Source organism: Streptomyces sp. ME02-8801-2C, from assembly GCF_033793965.1.
Taxonomy (GTDB): Bacteria; Actinomycetota; Actinomycetes; order Streptomycetales; family Streptomycetaceae; genus Streptomyces.
The window spans coordinates 1-19,659 of record NZ_JARAXP010000012.1 but is presented as its reverse complement, the minus strand read 5'-3'; the positions used below and the strand labels follow the sequence as shown (position 1 = coordinate 19,659).

At 71.0% G+C, this 19,659-nt stretch carries 20 protein-coding genes; 5 read left to right on the top strand and 15 right to left on the bottom strand.

Going from position 1 to position 19,659, the window contains the following annotated elements:
* The first annotated feature begins 54 nt into the window (after positions 1–54).
* The gene (gene folP, locus PV396_RS32300) at positions 55–915 is read left to right on the top strand and encodes a dihydropteroate synthase (RefSeq protein WP_319210694.1); all 861 of its coding nucleotides are present in this window, start codon (positions 55–57) and stop codon (positions 913–915) included.
* A 149-nt stretch (positions 916–1,064) separates the two neighbouring features.
* Here the strand turns inward: folP and PV396_RS32295 are convergent, their stop codons facing one another.
* Both PV396_RS32295 and dapE read right to left on the bottom strand, forming a co-directional pair.
* Entirely contained in the window at positions 1,065–1,823 is a 759-nt protein-coding gene (locus PV396_RS32295) for a TIGR00730 family Rossman fold protein (RefSeq protein ID WP_319210692.1), read from the bottom strand.
* 126 nt (positions 1,824–1,949) lie between these two features.
* Positions 1,950–3,029, bottom strand: coding sequence for a succinyl-diaminopimelate desuccinylase (gene dapE / locus PV396_RS32290; RefSeq protein ID WP_319210691.1), 1,080 nt, complete (start codon positions 3,027–3,029; stop codon positions 1,950–1,952).
* Positions 3,030–3,555: 526 nt separating this feature from the next.
* On the opposite strand from dapE, the gene PV396_RS32285 reads away from it, so the two are divergent.
* Positions 3,556–4,533, top strand: coding sequence for a heavy metal transporter (locus PV396_RS32285; RefSeq protein ID WP_319210689.1), 978 nt, complete (start codon positions 3,556–3,558; stop codon positions 4,531–4,533).
* A 319-nt stretch (positions 4,534–4,852) separates the two neighbouring features.
* Complete coding sequence (locus tag PV396_RS32280) at positions 4,853–5,308, top strand: ATP-binding protein (RefSeq protein ID WP_319210687.1); 456 nt, start codon at positions 4,853–4,855, stop codon at positions 5,306–5,308.
* 87 nt (positions 5,309–5,395) lie between these two features.
* On the opposite strand, the gene PV396_RS32275 is transcribed toward PV396_RS32280, so the two are convergent.
* On the bottom strand, positions 5,396–6,490 hold the full coding sequence (locus PV396_RS32275; RefSeq protein ID WP_319210685.1) for a bifunctional succinyldiaminopimelate transaminase/glutamate-prephenate aminotransferase: 1,095 nt from the start codon (positions 6,488–6,490) through the stop codon (positions 5,396–5,398).
* A 113-nt stretch (positions 6,491–6,603) separates the two neighbouring features.
* On the bottom strand, positions 6,604–6,924 hold the full coding sequence (gene fdxA / locus PV396_RS32270; RefSeq protein WP_019889199.1) for a ferredoxin: 321 nt from the start codon (positions 6,922–6,924) through the stop codon (positions 6,604–6,606).
* A 141-nt stretch (positions 6,925–7,065) separates the two neighbouring features.
* Here fdxA and PV396_RS32265 point away from each other — a divergent pair, with 141 nt between their 5' ends.
* Positions 7,066–8,067 carry a GNAT family N-acetyltransferase gene (locus PV396_RS32265; RefSeq protein ID WP_319210681.1) on the top strand — a complete coding sequence of 334 codons (1,002 nt, stop codon included), beginning with the start codon at positions 7,066–7,068 and terminating at the stop codon, positions 8,065–8,067.
* Positions 8,068–8,084: 17 nt separating this feature from the next.
* Positions 8,085–8,948 carry a transglutaminase-like domain-containing protein gene (locus tag PV396_RS32260; protein ID WP_319210680.1) on the top strand — a complete coding sequence of 288 codons (864 nt, stop codon included), beginning with the start codon at positions 8,085–8,087 and terminating at the stop codon, positions 8,946–8,948.
* A gap of 106 nt (positions 8,949–9,054) precedes the next feature.
* Here the strand turns inward: PV396_RS32260 and PV396_RS32255 are convergent, their stop codons facing one another.
* From PV396_RS32255 to PV396_RS32205, 11 genes are all read right to left on the bottom strand, one after another.
* Positions 9,055–9,672 carry a response regulator transcription factor gene (locus PV396_RS32255; RefSeq protein ID WP_319210678.1) on the bottom strand — a complete coding sequence of 206 codons (618 nt, stop codon included), beginning with the start codon at positions 9,670–9,672 and terminating at the stop codon, positions 9,055–9,057.
* Positions 9,669–10,847, bottom strand: a complete 1,179-nt coding sequence (locus PV396_RS32250) for a sensor histidine kinase (RefSeq protein WP_319210676.1) — start codon at positions 10,845–10,847, stop codon at positions 9,669–9,671. The genes PV396_RS32255 and PV396_RS32250 overlap by 4 nt, the downstream gene beginning before the upstream one ends.
* A complete protein-coding gene (locus tag PV396_RS32245; protein ID WP_319210674.1) occupies positions 10,844–11,584 on the bottom strand; it encodes an ABC transporter permease in 741 nt (246 codons plus the stop codon). Before PV396_RS32245 ends, PV396_RS32250 begins: the two co-directional genes overlap by 4 nt.
* A complete protein-coding gene (locus PV396_RS32240) occupies positions 11,581–12,501 on the bottom strand; it encodes an ABC transporter ATP-binding protein (protein WP_319210672.1) in 921 nt (306 codons plus the stop codon). Before PV396_RS32240 ends, PV396_RS32245 begins: the two co-directional genes overlap by 4 nt.
* Positions 12,502–12,666: 165 nt before the next feature.
* Complete coding sequence (locus PV396_RS32235) at positions 12,667–15,210, bottom strand: hypothetical protein (protein ID WP_319210671.1); 2,544 nt, start codon at positions 15,208–15,210, stop codon at positions 12,667–12,669.
* A 156-nt stretch (positions 15,211–15,366) separates the two neighbouring features.
* Positions 15,367–15,759 carry a DUF6113 family protein gene (locus PV396_RS32230; protein WP_319210669.1) on the bottom strand — a complete coding sequence of 131 codons (393 nt, stop codon included), beginning with the start codon at positions 15,757–15,759 and terminating at the stop codon, positions 15,367–15,369.
* A gap of 173 nt (positions 15,760–15,932) precedes the next feature.
* Positions 15,933–16,805, bottom strand: coding sequence for an N-acetyl-1-D-myo-inositol-2-amino-2-deoxy-alpha-D-glucopyranoside deacetylase (gene mshB / locus PV396_RS32225; protein WP_319210667.1), 873 nt, complete (start codon positions 16,803–16,805; stop codon positions 15,933–15,935).
* Positions 16,806–16,857: 52 nt separating this feature from the next.
* Entirely contained in the window at positions 16,858–17,454 is a 597-nt protein-coding gene (locus PV396_RS32220; RefSeq protein ID WP_319210665.1) for a Uma2 family endonuclease, read from the bottom strand.
* A 15-nt stretch (positions 17,455–17,469) separates the two neighbouring features.
* Entirely contained in the window at positions 17,470–17,724 is a 255-nt protein-coding gene (locus PV396_RS32215) for a hypothetical protein (RefSeq protein WP_319210663.1), read from the bottom strand.
* Positions 17,721–18,068 (bottom strand): hypothetical protein, encoded by a 348-nt coding sequence (locus PV396_RS32210; RefSeq protein ID WP_319210661.1) that lies wholly within the window; start codon positions 18,066–18,068, stop codon positions 17,721–17,723. The genes PV396_RS32215 and PV396_RS32210 overlap by 4 nt, the downstream gene beginning before the upstream one ends.
* Positions 18,069–18,248: 180 nt before the next feature.
* Positions 18,249–19,289: a helix-turn-helix domain-containing protein gene (locus PV396_RS32205; protein ID WP_319210659.1), complete on the bottom strand. Its 1,041-nt coding sequence runs from the start codon at positions 19,287–19,289 to the stop codon at positions 18,249–18,251.
* Between the last annotated feature and the right edge of the window lie 370 nt (positions 19,290–19,659).

The following is a 19,659-nucleotide window of genomic DNA, read 5'->3' as shown; positions in this document are numbered from 1 at the left end:
TTAGGGTCGCAGGCGGCCTAATGCAGGGCTGATTACTAGGAGGGGTCGCAGGCGATGCTCAGACTGGGCAGGCGCGAGTTCGACGCGCACGAGCCGGTGATCATGGCGATCGTGAACCGCACCCCCGACTCCTTCTACGACCAGGGAGCCACCTTCCGCGACGAACCGGCGCTCGCCCGCGTCGAGCAGGCGATGTCAGAGGGTGCTGCCATCATCGACATCGGCGGGGTGAAGGCGGGTCCGGGCGAAGAGGTGACGGCGGAGGAGGAGGCGCGGCGGACGGTCGGCTTCGTGGCCGAGGTACGGCGCCGTTTCCCCGACGTGATCATCAGCGTGGACACCTGGCGGGCCGATGTGGGCGAGGCCGTGTGCGAGGCCGGTGCGGATCTGCTGAACGACGCGTGGGGCGGCGTCGATCCGCGGCTCGCGGAGGTCGCGGGGCGGTACGGAGCGGGGCTGGTGTGCACGCACGCGGGCGGTGCGGAGCCTCGGACGCGGCCGCATCGGGTGGCGTACGAGGATGTCATGGCCGACATCCTGCGGGTGACCGTCGGGCTGGCCGAGCGGGCGGTCGCGCTGGGGGTGCCGCGGGAGTCGGTGATGATCGATCCCGGGCACGACTTCGGGAAGAACACGCGGCACAGTCTGGAGGCGACGCGGCGACTGGGGGAGATGGTGGAGACGGGGTGGCCGGTGCTGGTATCCCTGTCCAACAAGGACTTCGTGGGCGAGACGCTGGACAGGCCGTTGAAGGAACGGCTGGTGGGGACGTTGGCGACGACGGCGGTGTCGATGTGGTTGGGGGCGCGGGTTTATCGCGTGCATGAGGTGGCGGAGACGCGGCAGGTGCTGGACATGGTGGCGTCGATCGCGGGCCACCGGCCTCCGGCGGTGGCCCGGCGGGGGTTGGCGTAGGGGGTTCCTCGCCCCCGCCGCCCCTACCCGTCCCATCCCGTTCCTGGGGGCTGCGCCCCCAGACCCCCCTTCGGCCCTGAAGGGGCCTCGTCCTCAAACGCCGGACGGGCTGAAAATCAGCGCGTCCGGCGTTGGCCCGAGCCCAGCGCTTAGCGGCCAGCCTCCTTGGACACCAGTGCCACCGCCTCGTCCACGTCGTCCGTGACGTGGAAGAGGAGCAGGTCCTTTTCCGATGCCTTGCCCTGGGCGATGAGTGTGTTCGTCACCCAGTCCACCAGGCCGCCCCAGTACTCGCTTCCGAAGAGGACGATCGGGAAGCGCGTGACCTTCTGTGTCTGGACGAGGGTGAGGGCCTCGAAGAGTTCGTCCAGGGTGCCGAGGCCGCCGGGCAGGACCACGAACCCTTGTGCGTACTTTACGAACATCATTTTTCGTACGAAAAAGTACCGGAAGTTCAGGCCGATATCGACGTAGGGGTTGAGCCCCTGCTCGAAGGGGAGCTCGATACCCAGCCCCACCGAGACGCCCTTCGCCTCGCACGCGCCCTTGTTCGCCGCCTCCATCGCGCCGGGCCCGCCGCCCGTGATCACCGCGAAGCCGGCCTCGACCAGCCCCCGGCCGAGACGGACGCCCGCCTCGTACTCCGGCGAGTCGGCCGGGGTCCGCGCCGAGCCGAACACGCTGATCGCGGGCGGGAGTTCGGCGAGCGTGCCGAAGCCCTCGATGAACTCCGACTGGATGCGCAGGACCCGCCAGGGGTCCGTGTGGACCCAGTCGGAGGGGCCTCCCGCGTCGAGGAGACGCTGGTCGGTGGTGCTCGCCTGGACCTGCTGGCGTCTGCGCAGCACCGGTCCGAGCCGCTGCTCCTCCGGTGGCTGCTTCTTGTCCTCGGGGTTGCCGGTAGCCATGGCCGCTCCCTTCCTCCACCTACTGTCGTTCCACCTCAGCGTAGATCTCCACCGGTTACGGACGGGGGACGTGAGCATGTCCGCCGTGAAGCGCCACTCTCCGGCACGCTGGGGCGCTGTGCCGGGTCATGACGTCAGCCAGGCCCGCAGCCGTTCCTCGCCCGCCAAAATCTTTCCGGTTTCCACCCGTTCGTCCCGCTTGTGCGCCAAGTGCGGGTTGCCCGGGCCGTAGTTGACGGCGGGGATGCCGAGCGCGCTGAAGCGGGAGACGTCCGTCCAGCCGTACTTGGGCTGCGGGGTGCCGCCCACCGCCTCGATGAAGGCCGCCGCGGCGGGATGGGAGAGGCCGGGGAGGGCGGCGCCGCTGTGGTCGTCGACGACGAACTCCGTGACCCCGCAGTCCGCGAAAACCTCACGCACGTGCGCGAGCGCCTCGGCCTCCGAACGGTCCGGCGCGTAACGGAAGTTGACGGTCACCACGCACTCGTCGGGGATGACGTTGCCCGCCACTCCGCCCCCGATGCGGACCGCGTTCAGCCCCTCCCGGTACTCCAGGCCGTCGATCACCGGGTAACGCGGCTTGTACACGGCCAGCTTGGCCAGGATCGGGGCCGCCGCGTGGATCGCGTTGGAGCCCATCCAGCTGCGCGCCGAGTGGGCCCGCTCCCCCGCCGTCTTCAGCAGCACCCGCAGCGTGCCCTGGCAGCCGCCCTCCACCTGACCGTCGGACGGCTCGAGCAGCACCGCGAAGTCGCCCTCCAGCCACTCCGGGTGCGCCTCGGCCACGTGCTTGAGGCCGTTCAGCTCGGCCGCGACCTCTTCCTGGTCGTAGAAGACGAACGTCAGGTCCCTGTTCGGCTCGGGCACGGTGGCCGCGATACGCAGCTGCACCGCGACCCCCGACTTCATGTCGCAGGTGCCGCAGCCCCACAGCACCCCGTCGTCGTCGAGCCGCGACGGGACGTTGTCGGCGATCGGGACGGTGTCGATGTGGCCGGCCAGGATCACGCGTTCCGCACGGCCCAGGTTCGTGCGGGCGACGACGTTGTTGCCGTACCGCTCGACCGCGAGGTGGGGCAGGGCGCGCAGGGCGGACTCGATCTCGTCCGCGAGCGGTTTCTCGCTGCCGCTCTCGGAGGGGAAGTCGACGAGCCACGCCGTGAGGAGGGCGGCGTCCAACGAGAGGTCAAGCGGGGTATCGGCCATGCCGACGACCCTAACGCGCCGCCCCGCCGGCCTCACGCGCCCGGCCCGCGCCGCGGCCTCCCGCCGCGCCCGGCGGGGGCTGGTCGCGCAGTTCCCCGCGCCCCTTAAGGGCGCGGGTCGCGCCCACGACATCACTGCCGCGCCGCACACCCACGCCCCGCGCCACCCGTCGCCCACCACCACGACCTGCCCGCCGGCCCGCTGCACCCCGCCCGTCGTCCCGCAGCGCACGACCCTGTCGCCCCGTGAACACCGCCCGTCGCCCGCGACCCGCACACCCCGCTACACAGCACCCACCACTACGGGCCGTACGACCCACCGCCCCGCTACACAGCACCCACCACCACGCAGCCGCACGACCCGCTACCCCGCCGAACACCCCCCGCCCCGCAACCCCGGTCGCCCCACGTCCCACTCCCCACTCCCCACTCCCCGCTCCACTCCACACCGTCCTCTCACCTCCTTCCGACTACCCTCCTCACCCGTCACGGAAGTCGCACTCCTTACCCTCCAGTACCTTGTACGGATGCCGGAGTCGTCTGCCACCTACACTCGTCGCGGCCGCCTCCTCCGTCGGGGGGCGTCCTTTCTGGTGCTGCTCGCCGTCGCGGGGTATCTCGCGGTGCAGTACGTCACCGGTGGCACCGGTGACAAGGACTGCGAGGTCGTCTCGGCCGGCGGCGACGGGGCCACCTACGCGTTCACCCCCGAGCAGGCGGTGAACGCGGCGACGATCACCGCGGTCGGAACGTCGCGCGGGCTGCCCGAACGGGCCGTCGCGATCGCCCTGGCGACCGCCATCCAGGAGTCGGGGCTGCGCAACATCACCCATGGCGACCGGGATTCACTCGGCCTGTTCCAGCAGCGGCCCTCGCAGGGCTGGGGCACGAAGAAGGAGATCCTGGACCCGACCTACTCGGCGGGCGAGTTCTACGACCGCCTCGTCAAGATCTCCGACTACACGCGCCTCCCCCTCACCGTGGCCGCGCAACGCGTGCAGCGCAGCGGCTATCCCGAGGCGTACGCGAAGCACGAGCCGGACGCCGTGCTGCTGGCGGCGGCCCTGACCGGGCGCGCGGCGGCCACACTGACCTGCGAGGGCCGCCCTGCCGACACCCCGGCCGGCGGCCCGGACGCCGTACGGGCGGCGCTCGTACGGGACTTCGGCCGCGACGCGCTCGCCGTGGCCGGCGCGGAGGTGCGCCGCAGTACCACCGCCACCCCCTCGCCCTCCCCCACCGCGACGACGGACACCGCAAGCCGGACCGTGACGGTTCCCGTGCCCCCGGGCACCGGCAAGGCCGCCGGGACGACGGTCCTGCGGCGCGGCTGGCAACTGGCCCAGTGGGCGGTGGCCAACGCCTCCGCGCTGCACATCCAGAACGTCACGTACGCGGGGCGCCGTTGGACGGCCGGAAACACCGACAGCCAGTGGCGCCCGGTCGGCACGGGCAAGGGCACAGGTGACGGCACGGACGTGGTCCGTATCGTCACCATGCAGTAGTACGAGCAGGTGTACGGGAGATCACTCGCAAGGGTTACTCCTGGCGGGTGCGGGCGGAAGTCTGCGCGGGTTTTCGCCGAGTCGCTCCCACATCCGCGCACTGTCCGCCAAAACCCTTGCGAACAAAGGGCTGCAACCCGTCACAAGGATTCACCCGACTTTCAGACCGGGTGGCCTTTGCCCGTTTTTATCCGCAGCCGATAATGCGACGCATTGCCAACTCTTTACATTGCGGCGCCGCAACCTTCAGGGGCCTTCGAGCGGTAGTCACTGCGTCCGAGTCCGGACGATCAACAGTCAACCGACACTCAGGAGCATCATGTCCCTCCCCCTGACCCGCCGGATCGCCCGTGCAGCGCTGCTCGTCGCAGCGGGAGCGGCAGCCGGGGTCGGTGCGGCCGGCTCGGCCAGCGCGGCCCCGGCCGGTCTGCCGGCCACCCCGAACCTCGGCGGCCTGACCGCCCTGGACGGGGCAAACGTCGGCAACACCGTCGACGGCGCGGCTCAGAACGTCTCCGGGCTCGCGGGCCAAACCGGTGGCGACACGCTCAAGAAGTCCGTGCCGTCGGCAGGCGCGACCGGCGGCAAGGTCGCCAAGAAGGCCACGCCCGCCGCGCAGAAGACGGCCGGTGGAGCGACGGGCGACGCCGGTGCCCTTCTCGGTGACACCGCCGAGACCGCCACGAAGGGCGGCCTGCCGACGGACGCACTCCCCACGAAGGGCCTTCCGGGCGGCGGCCAGCTGCCCGTGCCGGGCGGGCTGCCGCTGGGCTGACCGAGCAGCGGTGACCAGGTGATGGCGGAGGGGCCCGGGGATCTTCCCCGGGCCCCTCCGTCGCGCTGAGGGCTACAGGCGGGCCGACTACAGGCGGGCGACCGCCGCCGCCACCCGCTCGTCCGTCGCCGTGAGGGCCACGCGGACGAACGTCTCGCCTGCGGTGCCGTAGAAGTCGCCCGGCGCCACCAGGATGCCCAGGTCGGCGAGGTGGGCGACGGTGTCCCAGCAGGACTCGTCGCGGGTGGCCCACAGGTAGAGGCTGGCCTCGCTGTGCTCGATGCGGAAACCGTGCCGTACGAGGGCCTCGCGCAGTGCCGTACGCCGGGCCACGTACCGTTCGCGCTGCTCACGCACATGCGTGTCGTCGCCGAGCGCGGCCACGACCGCCGCCTGGGTGGGCGCCGAGGTCATCATGCCGCCGTGCTTGCGGATCTGCAGCAGCGGGCCGAGGACCTCAGGGTCGCCGGCGAGGAAGGCGGCGCGGTAGCCCGCGAGGTTGGAGCGCTTGGAGAGGGAGTGGACGGCCACGATCCCCTCGTACGAGCCGCCGCACACGTCCGGGTGGAGCACGGAGACCGGGTCGGCCTCCCACCCCAGCTCGAGGTAGCACTCGTCGGAGAAGACCAGCACGCCGTGCTCGCGGGCCCAGGCGACCGCCCTGGTCAGTTCCTCCTTGCTCAGCACCCGGCCCGTGGGGTTCGAGGGCGAGTTGAGCCAGAGCAGCTTGAGGTTCGTCGGGTCCAGCTCGGTGGGGTCGTCGTAGACCTCGTACTCGGCGCGGGCCAGCCGGGCGCCCACCTCGTACGTCGGGTAGGCCAGGCGCGGGTGGGCGACCTTGTCGCCGGGGCCGAGGCCCAGCTGGGTCGGGAGCCAGGCGACCAGTTCCTTGGAGCCGACGATCGGCAGGACATGGCGGTGGGTGACGTCCCGGGCGCCGAGGCGCCGCTCGACCCAGGAGGTGAGGGCGTCGCGCAGTTCCGGCGTACCCCAGACGGTCGGGTAGCCCGGGGAGTCGGCCGCCGCGATGAGCGCCTTCTGGATCAGCTCGGGAACGGGGTCGACCGGCGTGCCGACCGACAGATCGACGATGCCGTCCGGGTGCGCGGCAGCCGTCTTCTTGTACGGCTCCAGCTTGTCCCAGGGGAAGGTGGGAAGGCGGTCGGAGACTGCGGAGGACACGGTCACTGGCTCACTTTCGTACGTACGGCAAACGCCTCGGTCCCGTACGGCGGTCTGGATCGGGGCGATCAGGCCGTACGGGACCGGGGTGGCGCAGGCTCTACGGGCCGCACTCAGCCGTTCTGCGGGGGCAGCGCGGCGATGAAGGGGTGGTCGCGCTCGATCAGGCCCAGCTTGCTGGCGCCGCCGGGCGAGCCGAGGTCGTCGAAGAACTCGACGTTCGCCTTGTAGTAGTCCTTCCACTCCTCCGGAGTGTCGTCCTCGTAGAAGATCGCCTCGACCGGGCAGACCGGCTCACAGGCGCCACAGTCGACGCATTCGTCCGGGTGGATGTACAAGGACCGGGAGCCCTCGTAGATGCAGTCGACCGGGCACTCTTCAATGCACGCCTTGTCCTTGACGTCGACACAAGGCTGCGCGATGACGTAGGTCACGCTGTCGTTCCTCCTCGATAGGGCGCTGGCGAGCCGTCTTCAGGCTCCGCCACCTGGCGCGCGGGAGCGCGGCGTCGTCGATGCCCGCACCTAGTATCTCCGTTCCCGGGCATGATCCATACAGGAGGGGTGAACTGACCTGTGGAAATCTCTGCGGCCGGCCGTCTCGAGGTCCGCATTACCGCTGCTGACGTGGGCAAACGTGTCTCTGTTCGACGGCTGAACGAAGAAGCTCCGGGTGCAGAGAAGTTCACCGACACGGTCGGAGTTCTCACATCATGGGACGAAGAAGCCGGTGTGCTTCTGATCACACGGCGGGACGGCGAGCCCGTCCGGGTCGCGGAAGCGTCCCTGGTGGCGGGCAAGGTCGTCCCCGCGGCCCCCGCCCGCCGTCGCGGTCCCGCCGCCTCGTACGAGGAGCTGGCGCGGGTCTCCGCGCGAGCCTGGCAGCCGGTGGAGAGCGAGCGGCTGGGCGAGTGGGAGCTGCGGGCGGCCTCCGGATTCACCCGGCGGGCCAACTCTGTCCTGCCGGTCGGCGACCCCGGCATACCGCTCGACGAGGCGCTGACCGTCGTACGGAACTGGTACGGCGAGCGCGGTCTGCCCGCCTACGTCCAGACCGCCACCGGCGCCGAGGGGACGCAGGAGCTGCTGTGCGCGCAGTTGGAGACGCGCGGGTGGACGCGGGAGGTGACGGCCGAGCTGTGGGTCGGAGGGCTGGCTCCCGTCGCCGACGCGGGTACGGGCGGGACGGAGGTCGTGCTGTCCCGGGAGGCGGATGACGCGTGGCTCTCGCGGTATCAGCGCAAGGGCGTGAGTGACGTGGCCATGGCTGTGCTGGGGAGCGGTCCGTCCGTGTGGTTCGCGACCGTGCCCGGTGGTGAGGGTGAGTCGCCCGCCGCGATCGGGCGGTGTGTCGTGGACGGGCGGTGGGCCGGGTTCGGCGCGGTGGAGGTGGATCCCGCCCAGCGGCGGCGGGGGCTGGCCACGGCCGTCATGGCCGCGCTGGCCGGCCGGGCGCTGGAGGAGGGGGCGTCGGCGGCCTGGCTCCAGGTCGAGGCCGACAACGCGGGGGCGCGGGCCCTGTACGCCGGGATGGGGTTCGCGGCGCATCACTCCTACCATCACTATCGAGCCATGTGACACGAGACGGGCCTGGTATGCGTTTCCCTCATCCCCCTCCGTATCCGCCGGGGCCCGAACGGTCCGCCGAGCTGCGCGCGCTCTTCGCCGACGAGGCGCGGTCCGAGCGGCCCGATCTGACGACGCTGTGCCTGCTGATGGGCGCGGTCGCCGACCGGGCCCTCGACGACGCCGGTATCGACGCCGTGCAGATGGAACTCGACCGGCTGGCCGGGCAGTTGCCCTACCAGCCGGGCGGGCCGCACTCCTGGGCGACGGCCCTGCGGGAACTCCTCGGCGGGCGGGAGGGGTTCGGTGGCAGCCCCGCCGACTACCAGCGGCTGCAGTCGTCGCTGCTGCACGAAGTGCTGGTGCGACGGCGGGGGTTGCCGATTCTGCTGTCCGTGGTGTGGATGGAGGTCGCACGGCGGGCGGGGGCGCCGGTGTACGGGGTCGCGCTGCCCGGGCACTTCGTCGTGGGGTTCGGTCCGGTCGACGAGCAGGTGCTCGCCGATCCCTTCGACGGGGGACGGGTGTTGAGCGGGGTCGACGCGGAGTTGCTGGTGGCCGGGGCCACGGGGGAGGCGCTGGATCCGTCGATGCTGGCGCCCGCGGATCCGCTGGATGTGGTGTTGCGGGTGCTGAACAACATCCGGGCGTGGGGGGCGGCGCGGCCGGAGCGGTCGGAAGTGTCCTTGTGGGCGGTGGAGTTGGCGTTGCTGCTGCCTTCGCATCCGGCTCGGTTGCGGTACGAGCGGGCTCAGTTGCTGGTGCGGAGGGGGGAGTTTTTGGCGGGGGCGACTGAGCTCGAGGGGTATGCGGAGGTTGTTTCCACGTTTGACGGGCCGTCGGCTGAGCGGATGCGGGGGCAGGCCCGAGCGGCTCGGGCCCGCCTCAACTGAGGTTGTGGGTGCGTGGGTGGGTGCGGGTGCGTTGTGGCTTCGCGCAGTTCCCCGCGCCCCTAAGGGAGCTGCCCGCAGCCCCGTTGGGAAGTGCAGCTCGGGAGATCTACAACCAGCCCTTCTCTCTCGCTATGCGTACCGCTTCTGTTCGGTTCCTTGCCGTCAGTTTCTGGATGGCTGTGGAGAGGTAGTTGCGGACCGTGCCCTGGGAAAGGTGGAGGGATTTTGCCAGTTCGGCGTTTGTGGCGCCGTCGGCTGCCGCGCGCAGGACCTCGCGTTCGCGGTCGGTCAGGGGGTTGGCGCCGTCCGCCAGGGCGGCTGCCGCCAGCATCGGGTCGATGACTCGCTCGCCGGCCAGTACCTTGCGTACCGCTGCCGCGAGTTGGGCGGCCGGGGCGTCCTTGACGAGGAAGGCGTCGGCGCCGGACTCCATGGCGGTGCGGAGGTAGCCGGGGCGGCCGAAGGTCGTCAGGATGACCAGCTTCAGGGCGGGGAACTCCCGGTGGAGCCGGGCCGCCGCCTCGATGCCACTGGCACCCGGCATCTCGATGTCCAGGAGGGCCACGTCCAGGTCGGGGTGGGTACGGGCGGTCTCCAACACCTCGTCCCCGCGCGCCACTTGGGCCACGACCTCGATGTCGGGCTCCAGGCCGAGCAGCGCGGCCAGCGCCTCGCGGACCATCGACTGGTCCTCCGCCAACAGGACCTTGATCGTGCGGGTCATGAAGCGGATCCTACGTCCGTCGGGGCCGGCCGGGGGCTCGACGGCACCCTGGCCACCAGACGGAAACCGCGTTTCGTACGGGACGTCTCCAGCGAGCCGCCCGCCTGCTCCAGGCGTTCCGCGAGGCCGGTGAGACCGTTGCCGGGGGTGCCGTCGGAGCCGTTGCCCGAGCCGTCGTCCTCGACCGAGAGTTCGAGCACCGGGCCTGCCAGGGTCTGCCGGGTCAGCACCTCCACCGTGCAGCGCAGGGCCCCGCTGTGCCGTACGACGTTCGTCACGGCCTCGCGCAGTGTCCAGGCGAGGGCGGACTCCGCCTCCTCGTCGACGTCGGTCGGGGCGGCGTCGGCGTCGGCGGGCAGTGCCGCTTTGATGCCGGCCGCCGTCAACGCGACCTGTGCGCCCGCCAGTTCACCGGCCAGGCGGGGACGCCGGTAGCCGCTCACCGCCTCGCGTACGTCCACCAGGGCCTGCCGGCTCACCTTCTCGATGTCGGCCACCTGCAGGGCGGCGGTCTCGGGGTGTGCGGGGAGCATCCGGCCCGCCAGCTCGCTCTTCAGGGTGATCACGGAGAGGGAGTGGCCCAGCAGATCGTGCAGGTCGCGGGCCAGCCGCAGCCGTTCCTCGTTCGCCGCGAGCTGGGCGACCGTGGCCCGTGCCTCGCGCAACTCGATGGTCGTGCGCACGAGTTGCCGTACTCCCGCCATGGCGGCCCCGCCGAGCAGGGCCGGGACGAGGAGGCCGGCCAGGTAGGAGTGGCCGCCGGGGACGGCCAGCGCGACCGCCGTCATCAGGGCCGCGTTGGCGCCGATCGCCCAGCGGGACATACGCAGCGGCAGGGCGGCGCCGGACGAGGTGGACACGTACACGAACAGGACGAGCCACTCGCGGCCCAGGCTGAGCGCCAGGACGGCCGACTGGGCCGCGAGGACCCCCAGAGAGCCCACCACCAGGCGGGTCGTCTCACCGCGCCCCGTACGGAACACCAGGGCCGCGTACCAGGCCACGAAGGCCACCAGGCCCAGCCAGCCGAGGATCCGTACGCCCGTGCTGTGGCCGCCGTGGAGGAGGTCGCTGACGGGGGCGCCCAGGTAGAACAGCCAGACGCCGATCCACAGGGACTTCATCACCCGCCGCTTGGGGGTCGTGGGGCGCTGCCCGATGCCGACGCTGCTCACGCCTTCAGCGTGTCCTTCCGGTACAGCCAGGCCGCGCCGCCCGCGAAGAGGACGAACGAGACGGCCAGGATCGCCATGTCCTTCGCCTGTGGGGCGTTGCCCAGTTCTATGGACCGCCCCAGGGCAGCGTACGCGTGCGTGGGCAGCCATTTGGCGATGTCCTGCAGCCACTGGGGGAAGGTCGTCGTCGGCATCCACAGGCCGCCGAGCATGGACAGGCCGAAGTAGACGATCATCGTGATCGGGCGCACCGCGTCCCCGCTCGCCAGATAGCCGATGGCCACCCCGAGCGCGGCGAAGACCAGGCTGCCGATCCAGATCGCCCCGGTGAGCGCCAGCCACTTCCAGGCGTCCAGGCGTACGTCCTTCACCGCCGCCGCGACGACGAAGACGATCACGATCGACGGAAGGCTGATCACCGCCGCGCTCGCCGTCTTCGCCAGCACGAAGCCGCGGCCCGGGAGCGGGGTCAGCCGCAACTGCCGTACCCAGCCGCTCTCGCGCTCCTTGGCGATGCGCTCGCTGTTGCCCATCAGGACGGCCGTGAGCGCGCCGAAGGAGGCCATGGAGACCATCATGTACGTCGGGACGGTCAGGCCGGTTCCGTCGACCTTGGTGGTGGCGTCGGCGCTGCCCGCGATCAGCAGGAACAGGGCGGACGGATAGATCACCGAGAAGAACAGGAACTTTCGGTTGCGCAGGGCCCGGGTGATCTCGAGTCGGATGAGGTTGTTCATGCTGTGCGCGCCTCCTCGGCTGCGGCGGTGAGGGTGACGAACGCCTGCTCGAGGCCCAGGCCGGCCACTTCGAGGTTGCGCGGGTAGAGGCCGAGGCCGTACACGGCGTGGACGGTCGCGTCGGCGTCGGAGGACTGGATGCGGACGGTCTGCCCCGACACGTCGAGGGAGGTGAGGAAGGGCAGAGAGCGGAGTGCGGCCTCTTCCACCGGGGTGTCCAGTGCCTCCAGGTCGAAGGAGATCCGGCGCGCGCCCGCCTTCGCCTTGATCTCGGCGGCGGTGCCGTCGGCCAGCAGCCGTCCCCGGTGCAGGACGAGGACGCGGTCCGCTATCGCGTCCGCCTCCTCCAGGTAGTGGGTGGCGAACAGGACCGTACGGCCCTGGTCCGCCTGCTCGCGCATGGTCGCCCAGAAGGCCTGGCGGGCGGTGACGTCCATGCCGGTGGTGGGCTCGTCCAGGACGATCAGGGCGCTGTCCCCGGCCGTGGCGAGCGCGAACCGTACGCGCTGCTCCTGGCCGCCGGACAGCTTGTTGACCTTGCGGTCGGCGAGCTGGGTGATGCCGGCCCGGGAGAGGACCTCACCGACCGGGAAGGGGCGCGGATGCAGGGCGCAGACCAGCGATACGAGCTCGCGGACGGTGACCTCGTCCATCAGGCCGCCGCTCTGGAGCATGGCCCCGACGTCACCGGCGACGATGGCGTCCCGGGGGCTCTTGCCGAGGACGCGGACCGTGCCGCTGTCGGGCTGCTTGAGACCGAGGAGCAGGTCAAGGGTGGTCGACTTGCCGGCGCCGTTGGGGCCCAGGAGGGCGACCGTCTCGCCGGGCCGGAGGGTGAGCGCGAGCCCGTCGACGGCCCGTACGTCGCCGTAACTCTTGGTGACCTGGTCGAACGCGACCACTGGGGTGGTTTCCATGCGTCCATCGTGGCCGCGGGCCGGGTCCCCCCGGCAGTGCCGGAGATCCTGACTGCCGGATGACAGATGTCATGGGCGCGGCCCCGCGCCCCCTAAGGGGCGCGGGGAACTGCGCGACAAGCCCCCACCGGGCCGCAGCGGAAAACTGCGTACCTAGAGGAACGCCTACGTCGGGTTGGTCTCGATGATGCCGACCCGGTTGGTCGTACTGACCAGAGCCTGACGCAACGCCCCGATGACGTCCTCGACGGTGACCGGCGTCTTGTTGCCGTTGCCACGGGCGATCAGAACCTGGTCGAAGGTCCCGCCGTACAGCTCCTTCAGCGCGGCCTTGTCATAGGCCTCGACGAGCGTGCCATTGATCGGCTTCACCTGGAGGAACTTCCACAGCGAGTTCTTCGGACTGAACTCCAGCTCCGGCGCGCCGGTGTCCGGGCGGACGGTGACGTTGGCGGACATCGCCGGGATGGCGAACTTCTTCATCATGCGATCGACCTCGGCGTTCGAGATCGTCGGCTCCTGCGTCTTGGTGGGGACCTGGATCGGCGTGCTCGTGCCGGTCTCCACCTGGCTGCGGTAGGCGTTCTCGACCGACTCGGCGGCCGCGCCGGCGTCGATGCCCTTGCCCGCCTTGCCGTAGACGGCGACGGCCTTGCCGGACACGAACTTGATCGTGCCGTCGGTCGCCGAGCTCGCCCCGCCGGCCACCCGCTGGAGCGCGGCGGCCAGTTTCTCCTCGTCGACCGGCATGACGGGTTCGACGACCCGCTGCTGCCCGAAGAGCGAGCCGACCACCGACACCGGGTTGTAATCGCTGACAGCCGCCGCCCGGACCGTGGCCTGGGTGTCGAACTGGAGTCCTGCCTGGTCCGGCTTGAGCTCGACCGTCTTGCCGTCGACCGTCAGCTTCAGCGGCTGGGTCATCCGGTCGTCGAAGGCGTCGTCGAGCTTCTTGACGGCGTCGTCACGGGTGCCGCCGCCGATGTCGACGCCGAACACGGTGGTGCCCTTGGGCACGTCGGAGTGGTTCATCAGCAGCCCGGCACCGTACACGGCACCGGCGGCGACGAAGACGGCGACGAAGAGCAGCGTGACCTTGCTGCGGCCCTTCTTCTTCGCCTTCTTGCCCTTGGGCGCGGCGGCGGCGGGCGTGCTCGGCGACACCGGCTCGGGCAGCTTCGGCGGGGTGTGCGGAAGCGGTCCGTCGGAGTGCGTGCCCGGCCCGAACGGGGAGTTCCGCTCGTCCGGTACGACGGGCATGGCGCTGGTGAGGGTGGAGCTGGAGATGTTGTCCACGGAGCCGCCATAGCCGCCGCCCGGTTCGGGGGCGTGCTTCTGCGGGGTCAGGATCGCGGTGTCGTCACTGAGCCCGGCGGCGAGCCGGCCCGTGCCGGAGACGCCGGGGGCGACGGAGCCGTTGCCGGTGACAGGCGGGACGACAGAGCCGTCTCCGGTGACGGGGCCTCCGGTGGGACCGGCTGGGCCGCGCCGGACGGGGCCTCCGGGACGGGCTGCGGGACCGCCGGCCCCGAAGCCGTTCTGGCCATTCTGACCGTTTTGACCGCCCTGGCCGTTCTGGCCGTTGGGGCCGCCCTGGCCGTTCGGGCCGCCCTGGCCGTTCGGGCCGCCGAAGTCACCGAAATCGCCGAAGTCATTGGGCGCGGTGAAGTCGTTGGACGCCGTGAAGTCGTGCTGGGGCCCGAATCCGCCGGCCTGACCGCCGAAGCCGTTCTGGCCATTCTGGCCGTTCCGGTCGGCGTGGCCGTTCTGCGCGCTGGGGCCGCCCTGGCCGTTCGGCCCGGCCTGGCCGCCCTGCGTATTCCTGCCCTGCCCGTTGTCGGAGAAGTACGGCAGGTCGTCGCGGCGCGGCTCACCACGGCCGTCGCCGGTTCCGGCGCCGAAGCCGGGATCGCCCTGGCCGGGAGGGTTCGCGGTCGACGGGCGGGGAGACGTGCTCAGCGGTCCCGCCCCGGCCGCCAGCGCGGACACGTCGAAGGAACCGGTGCCGCCGCCGTGCCCGGGCGCCACGGGACCGGCGCCGGTGGCACCGGGGAGCCCGGCACCCTTCGTACCGCCGCCTGCGGCGCGTGGGCCGCCCGCGTTGCCCGCTGCGCCCATGACACCGAGGCCGGGACGCGAAGAGCCCGTGGAACCCACGCCGTTGGGACCGCCGGGACGTGAAGCACCGGCCGAGCCTGTGCCGTTGGGGCCGGCGGGCCGGGGACCGCTGGGCACGGGGCCCGAAACACCGGGCATACCGGCCCCGTTGCTCGCGCCGCCGCCCGGACTGCCCTTGGGCGCACCGGACTTGCGCGGCGCGAACCAGTCGCTGGTCTTGTCCCCCGGCTGACCGGTGGACTCGGCGGAGGGCTCGGCGATGCCGTGGGACGGGGACGCGCCCGGCGTCGCTCTGCCCTCGCCTCCCGCCTTCGGCCGCGCGTGCGTGCCGGTCTCCTCGGAGGACTCGGTGTCCGCGACGGGGGTGCGGACGACGACCGGCGGAATCGGCCGGGATCCGGGGATGTTGATCCGGATCCGGGTCGTCAGCGTGGTCTCGGTCTTGGGCCCGTCGGGCTCCGCGGCCGAACGGCCCGCGTCCGCACCGCCGTCGGACGCCATGGGCGTGCCGTACGGCGGTGTCCCCGAGGGGTAGGCGGCACCTCCGCGCCCGTTGGGCCCGGAGGACGGACTGTCAGTTTCACGACTCAAGGCAGGTTCTCCCGGTTGGCTCCGCCGCCCGACGCGACCTCACGCGGGCAGCTCGGCGGCGCGCACCACCATACTGGCCACTCCTGGCGCGTATCCCACGACCGCTGAGGAAACCATCACTGGACCCCCACGTGATTGCGGCGGCGAAGTAGTACGTCACTTGCCAAGTCGGACGGCGGAGCCGTCCGGTTGCCGCGTCCTGGCGAGGGTGGCGCACATCACAGCGACAGCCATCCCACCGAGGAGGAAGAGGTACGAGCCGACTCCTGCGGCGAACAGGAAATCCCCCTCCGGGCGGCTGGCGGTGAGCAGGACGACGGCGACCATCCAGCCGGCCGCCGGCGCGACCGCCCCGGCGCGAGTGCCGACGCCCCGCGCCCCGCCGAGGAACAGCCCGGCCGCTCCGCCCAGCGCGAGCAGTAGCCCGCCCGGAAACCAGGCGGCCTGCATGAGCGCCCCAGCGGCCCCCACGACGGCCCCGAGGACGAAGAGCCCCAGATAAACCGCCGCACGCCCCGGAGAGGGCCCGACAAGCGGCTGAGCCAGCACACTGCCCCCACTGCCCCCACCGCCCCCGGCGCCCGTCACGGCCTTCCCACGCGCCCCGCCCGCGGCGATCTTCCCGTTAGCACTCTTCGCACTGCCGCCATGCGTCGCACTGTTTCCACTCGCAGCGCTCTTTCCACCGGCCGCGCTCTTTCCGCTCTTTCCGCTCCCGGCACTCATCGCACACCGCTCTCCGTGAGCCCGTCGAACAGATCCGTCTCACGCGCCGCGCCGTGTCTGCCTCGGTCCCCACGCACCAACTCGTAGTACTCGTCCGTGAAGAGCGGCTGGGCCTGCTGGTTGGAGAGGGCGAACCAGGGCTCGGCCACCTCGATCTGCGTGGCGTGGGCGCGCATCGCGGCGGCTTTGGCGGCGGCGTACGCGGTGCCGTCGAGGGCCGTCGTGATCCGGTCCTCGTCCACCACACCCGGTACGTCGTCGATCGCGGCGGCCTTGGGGAAGGACAGCCCCGGCAGCGCTTCCTCGAGTCGGGCGAAGCCCTCCTCGGCGACCTGCCGGGGCACCCGGTTCCAGTACACCTTGGGGATGCTCCAGCCGGCCTCCGCGGCCAGCTCCACGGCGCGCATGGCGACGCGGTGGGCCTGGATGTGGTCGGGGTGGCCGTAGCCGCCGTCCGGGTCGTACGTCACCAGGACCTGCGGGCGGACCTCGAGAATCGCCTCGACGAGGTACCCGGCCGCCTCGTCGACGTCCGCCTGCCAGAAGCAGCCGGGGTCGTCGTTGTCGGCGAGCCCCATCATCCCGGAGTCACCGAAGCGTCCGGCTCCGCCGAGCAGGCGGTGGTCGGCGACACCGAGGGCACGCATCGCCTCGTCCAGCTCACGCAGCCGGTACTCGCCGAGGGCGGCCCCGGTGAGATGCGCGAGCTCGGGCGGAATGACCTCGCCGTGCTCACCGAGGGTGCAGGTGACCAGTGTCACCAGGGCACCCTCGGCCGCGTACCTGGCCATGGTCGCGCCATTGTTGATCGACTCGTCGTCCGGGTGCGCGTGCACCAGAAGCAGACGCCGGGCGGGCAGTTCCGTCATGGGCCAAGCCTACGAGGCGCAGGTCTGCGGTCCGCTGCCACCTGCCCGCCCGTCACCCCTGGGGGTAACGCGGCAGACCGGAGGTCGCAATCGTCCAGTCGACGATGGTGACGTCCTCGCCGTAGACGAAGTCCTTGCGGGTCGCGTAACGGGGGCCGTCGGGGGTGGGTTGGATGTCGGTGAGGACTGCGCCAGTGCCGCTGCGGGGATCGAAGATCGCGTAGACGGGGATGCCGATCAGGGGGTAGTCGCGCATCTTGGTGACCCAGTCGTTGGCCGGGTTCGAGCTGGATACGACCTCGATCGCGGCCATGAGGGTGCGGGGGTCGAACGACGCGGCACCCTCCATGCCCGCCTCCGCGATCAGCATGACGTCGGGGCGGCGCATGATGCCCTCGAATTCATCCTCCACATCCGGAGTCCCGGTGTGGGCGACGAGCCCTTCAGGCATGACCTGTTCAAGGCTTCTCCGAAGGCGGGCCACAGTCAGTTCGTGAGGACCATTGGGCCGCAACAGGTCGTGGACAATCCCTTCCTTCGTGACCTCGAACTTCCCGGGCAGAGTGTCGTCCATCGTCCGAACGAAGTCCCGCATGGTCCGGTACACGTGGGAAGCGCTCAGCTGTGGTCCGTCCGGGCCGGTGGTCATCGCCCTCATTCCTCGTCACCCCAGGTAGGTGATCTGGACAACGTAAACGCGCTCGCTCCGCACTACGACCTGGTACGTGAACATTCCCCCGCGGACGATGATGTCGCCGCCCTTCGGATCCACGTCTCCATGGGCGCGGCCGTGGACGTGGAGGGCTTCCGCCGCCCTGACCAGTTCTTCCGCTTGCCTCTCCACCGCGGCTAGGAAAGCGGCCGGAGCCGTACGAGCCGCGGCCTCCGCGCCAAACGCGTATTCCCACTTCCAGCTCACTCGCGGGCAGCCCTCATGGCCTCGTCCAGGACGGCACTCAGTTCCCGTAGTGCATCCCGCGCGGTGACCGGGTCCTGGTGCTCCAGACGGCTCGTCGCAAGGGTGTAGCGGGCGGCCAGATCAGGCCGGCGCGCGATTTCGATGTTCCTTGCCCAGGTCAGGACCCAGCTCTGCACAGGGCTGAGGGACTGCCACTCCACCGCCTTGGCGAAGGCCTCGTCCTTCTGCGCCTGCATCTCCTCCAGACGTCCCGGTTCGACGGCCGCGAGGGCCGCGCGCAGAGCGTCAGGGGTGTGCTCGGGACGGGGGATCAGCTCGTGTCCGTGGTCAGACTGGGTGCTCATCGTGTCCTCCTGGGGATGCCCCCGCAAGCGTATCGAGCCAGGGTGGCGGCCGAGCGAACCTCGGGAGGAGGCGGGAGACGCATCGGCGGAGAAGGTGAATCTGTTCAAGGGGGACGAGCTGACCATTACAGGGCCCTGAGTCCTTCGTGGGGCGGAGGCGATGACGTGCGCGGGCAAGCTTCAGGCGGCCACAGGAACTGTGCCCCGGCAGGCGCGGCAGCGGCCCCGTTCGGGGCTTCGGAATGCCCGGTCGCAGCCGTCGCAGTTCTGGAGGGGGTGGCGGATATGGGTCGGTTCCGATTGCGGGGTTGGTGGGCGGTAGGGCGCCGGGGGCGGTAGTTGGGTGATCAGTCGGTGGGCCAGGAGGGCTGCCGGGCGGCGCATGCCTTCGGGTGGAAGGTCGCTGATCAGGGCGTGGCGTACGGCGGTGAGGCTGGCGTCGCGTTCCAGCCAGGCGGCGACGCCGGGTGCGAGGTGGGCGGTGTCGCAGGCGGACAGGAGCAGGTCGGGGTCCGCGCGGCGGAGTCCGGCGAGGAGGTCGGTGGCGGCCTGGAGGAGTTCCGGTCCCTTGTAGGAGGGCTGCGGTACGGCGGGGAGCGGCTTGCGCGGGGTGCGCTCCTTCGGCGGACCGGGGGTGGTCGGGTGCGCGGGGTGGGTGGGCTCGGGGTCAGGGGCGGGACCGGGGGCGGGGGCCTGGTCGGGGCAGGGCGCGGGATGGGTGATGTGGGTGGAGTGCCCTGGCTGCGGCTGGGGTTTGTGCTGTGGCGCGAGCCGCGGCTGCGGCTGCCGCTCCTGCTGCTGTGGACGGCGGTCGGGGTGCCCCTCGGCGTGCCGTCCGGGCTGGTTGCAGGACACCGTGCGGGAGACGATGCGGCCGCCGGGGGTGCGTTCGCGGGATCGGCGCAGGTACCCATGAGCTTCCAGTTCGCGCAGGGCGGCGGAGATGCGGTCCGCCCCCTCCGGGAACCTCTTGGCGAGGGTCTTGATGTCGACGGGGGCACCGGTGGGCAGCGACTGGATGTGGACGCTCAGTCCGATGGCGAGCAGTGAGAGCTCGCGGTGCTGGGCGAGATGGTTGCCGATCACCGTGAAGCGGGTGTCGTGGCGGGTGTTCTCGTGCACGACGCCGGAGATGCCCGAATTGGGGCGCCGGTGAGGGTGGTTTTTGCCCGGCATACGGGCTTGGGCGCGCGAGGGCACGCTAAGGTTTTTCGTATCCATCGGGAAGCCCTAACTTCCTTGGTGGTCAGGCCCTCGCATTGGGATTGCACTCCCGGCGAGGGCCGTCGCATGTCTGCGGTTGTTGCGCTGAGCGTAAGGCAGGCAACCGGGCACAAATCCAGCCGAGTTGGCGATGTTCACTCGTGGGAGTGACGACGACTGACGGCGGGTGCGGGCGCCTGAATCCGCGCGGGAGCGGCAGTGGCCGGTGTTTCCTGCGGACGGGAGGGGCGTGGTTTGGTCCCGTTTCTTATTCCCTAAATGCCTTTAACCTCGATCTTTCGTGACGGTCTGCCGACGGAGTCGGTAGACCGTTTCGCCTTCCGCGGCTGCTGGCGGGCAGGCCGGTAGCCCGACTGTCGTGTCGGGT

What these genes read in the sequence shown, in the direction of transcription:
- PV396_RS32255 (WP_319210678.1), bottom strand. Translation starts at nt 9,672, where the DNA reads ATGACCCGCACGATCAAGGTCCTGTTGGCGGAGGACCAGTCGATGGTC.
- PV396_RS32245 (WP_319210674.1), bottom strand. Translation starts at nt 11,584, where the DNA reads ATGAACAACCTCATCCGACTCGAGATCACCCGGGCCCTGCGCAACCGA.
- PV396_RS32205 (WP_319210659.1), bottom strand. Translation starts at nt 19,289, where the DNA reads ATGGATACGAAAAACCTTAGCGTGCCCTCGCGCGCCCAAGCCCGTATG.
- PV396_RS32210 (WP_319210661.1), bottom strand. Translation starts at nt 18,068, where the DNA reads ATGAGCACCCAGTCTGACCACGGACACGAGCTGATCCCCCGTCCCGAG.
- dapE (WP_319210691.1), bottom strand. Translation starts at nt 3,029, where the DNA reads ATGGCCGATACCCCGCTTGACCTCTCGTTGGACGCCGCCCTCCTCACG.
- folP (WP_319210694.1), top strand. Translation starts at nt 55, where the DNA reads ATGCTCAGACTGGGCAGGCGCGAGTTCGACGCGCACGAGCCGGTGATC.
- PV396_RS32280 (WP_319210687.1), top strand. Translation starts at nt 4,853, where the DNA reads ATGTCCCTCCCCCTGACCCGCCGGATCGCCCGTGCAGCGCTGCTCGTC.
- PV396_RS32285 (WP_319210689.1), top strand. Translation starts at nt 3,556, where the DNA reads ATGCCGGAGTCGTCTGCCACCTACACTCGTCGCGGCCGCCTCCTCCGT.
- PV396_RS32295 (WP_319210692.1), bottom strand. Translation starts at nt 1,823, where the DNA reads ATGGCTACCGGCAACCCCGAGGACAAGAAGCAGCCACCGGAGGAGCAG.
- mshB (WP_319210667.1), bottom strand. Translation starts at nt 16,805, where the DNA reads ATGACGGAACTGCCCGCCCGGCGTCTGCTTCTGGTGCACGCGCACCCG.
- PV396_RS32220 (WP_319210665.1), bottom strand. Translation starts at nt 17,454, where the DNA reads ATGACCACCGGCCCGGACGGACCACAGCTGAGCGCTTCCCACGTGTAC.
- PV396_RS32240 (WP_319210672.1), bottom strand. Translation starts at nt 12,501, where the DNA reads ATGGAAACCACCCCAGTGGTCGCGTTCGACCAGGTCACCAAGAGTTAC.
- PV396_RS32260 (WP_319210680.1), top strand. Translation starts at nt 8,085, where the DNA reads ATGCGTTTCCCTCATCCCCCTCCGTATCCGCCGGGGCCCGAACGGTCC.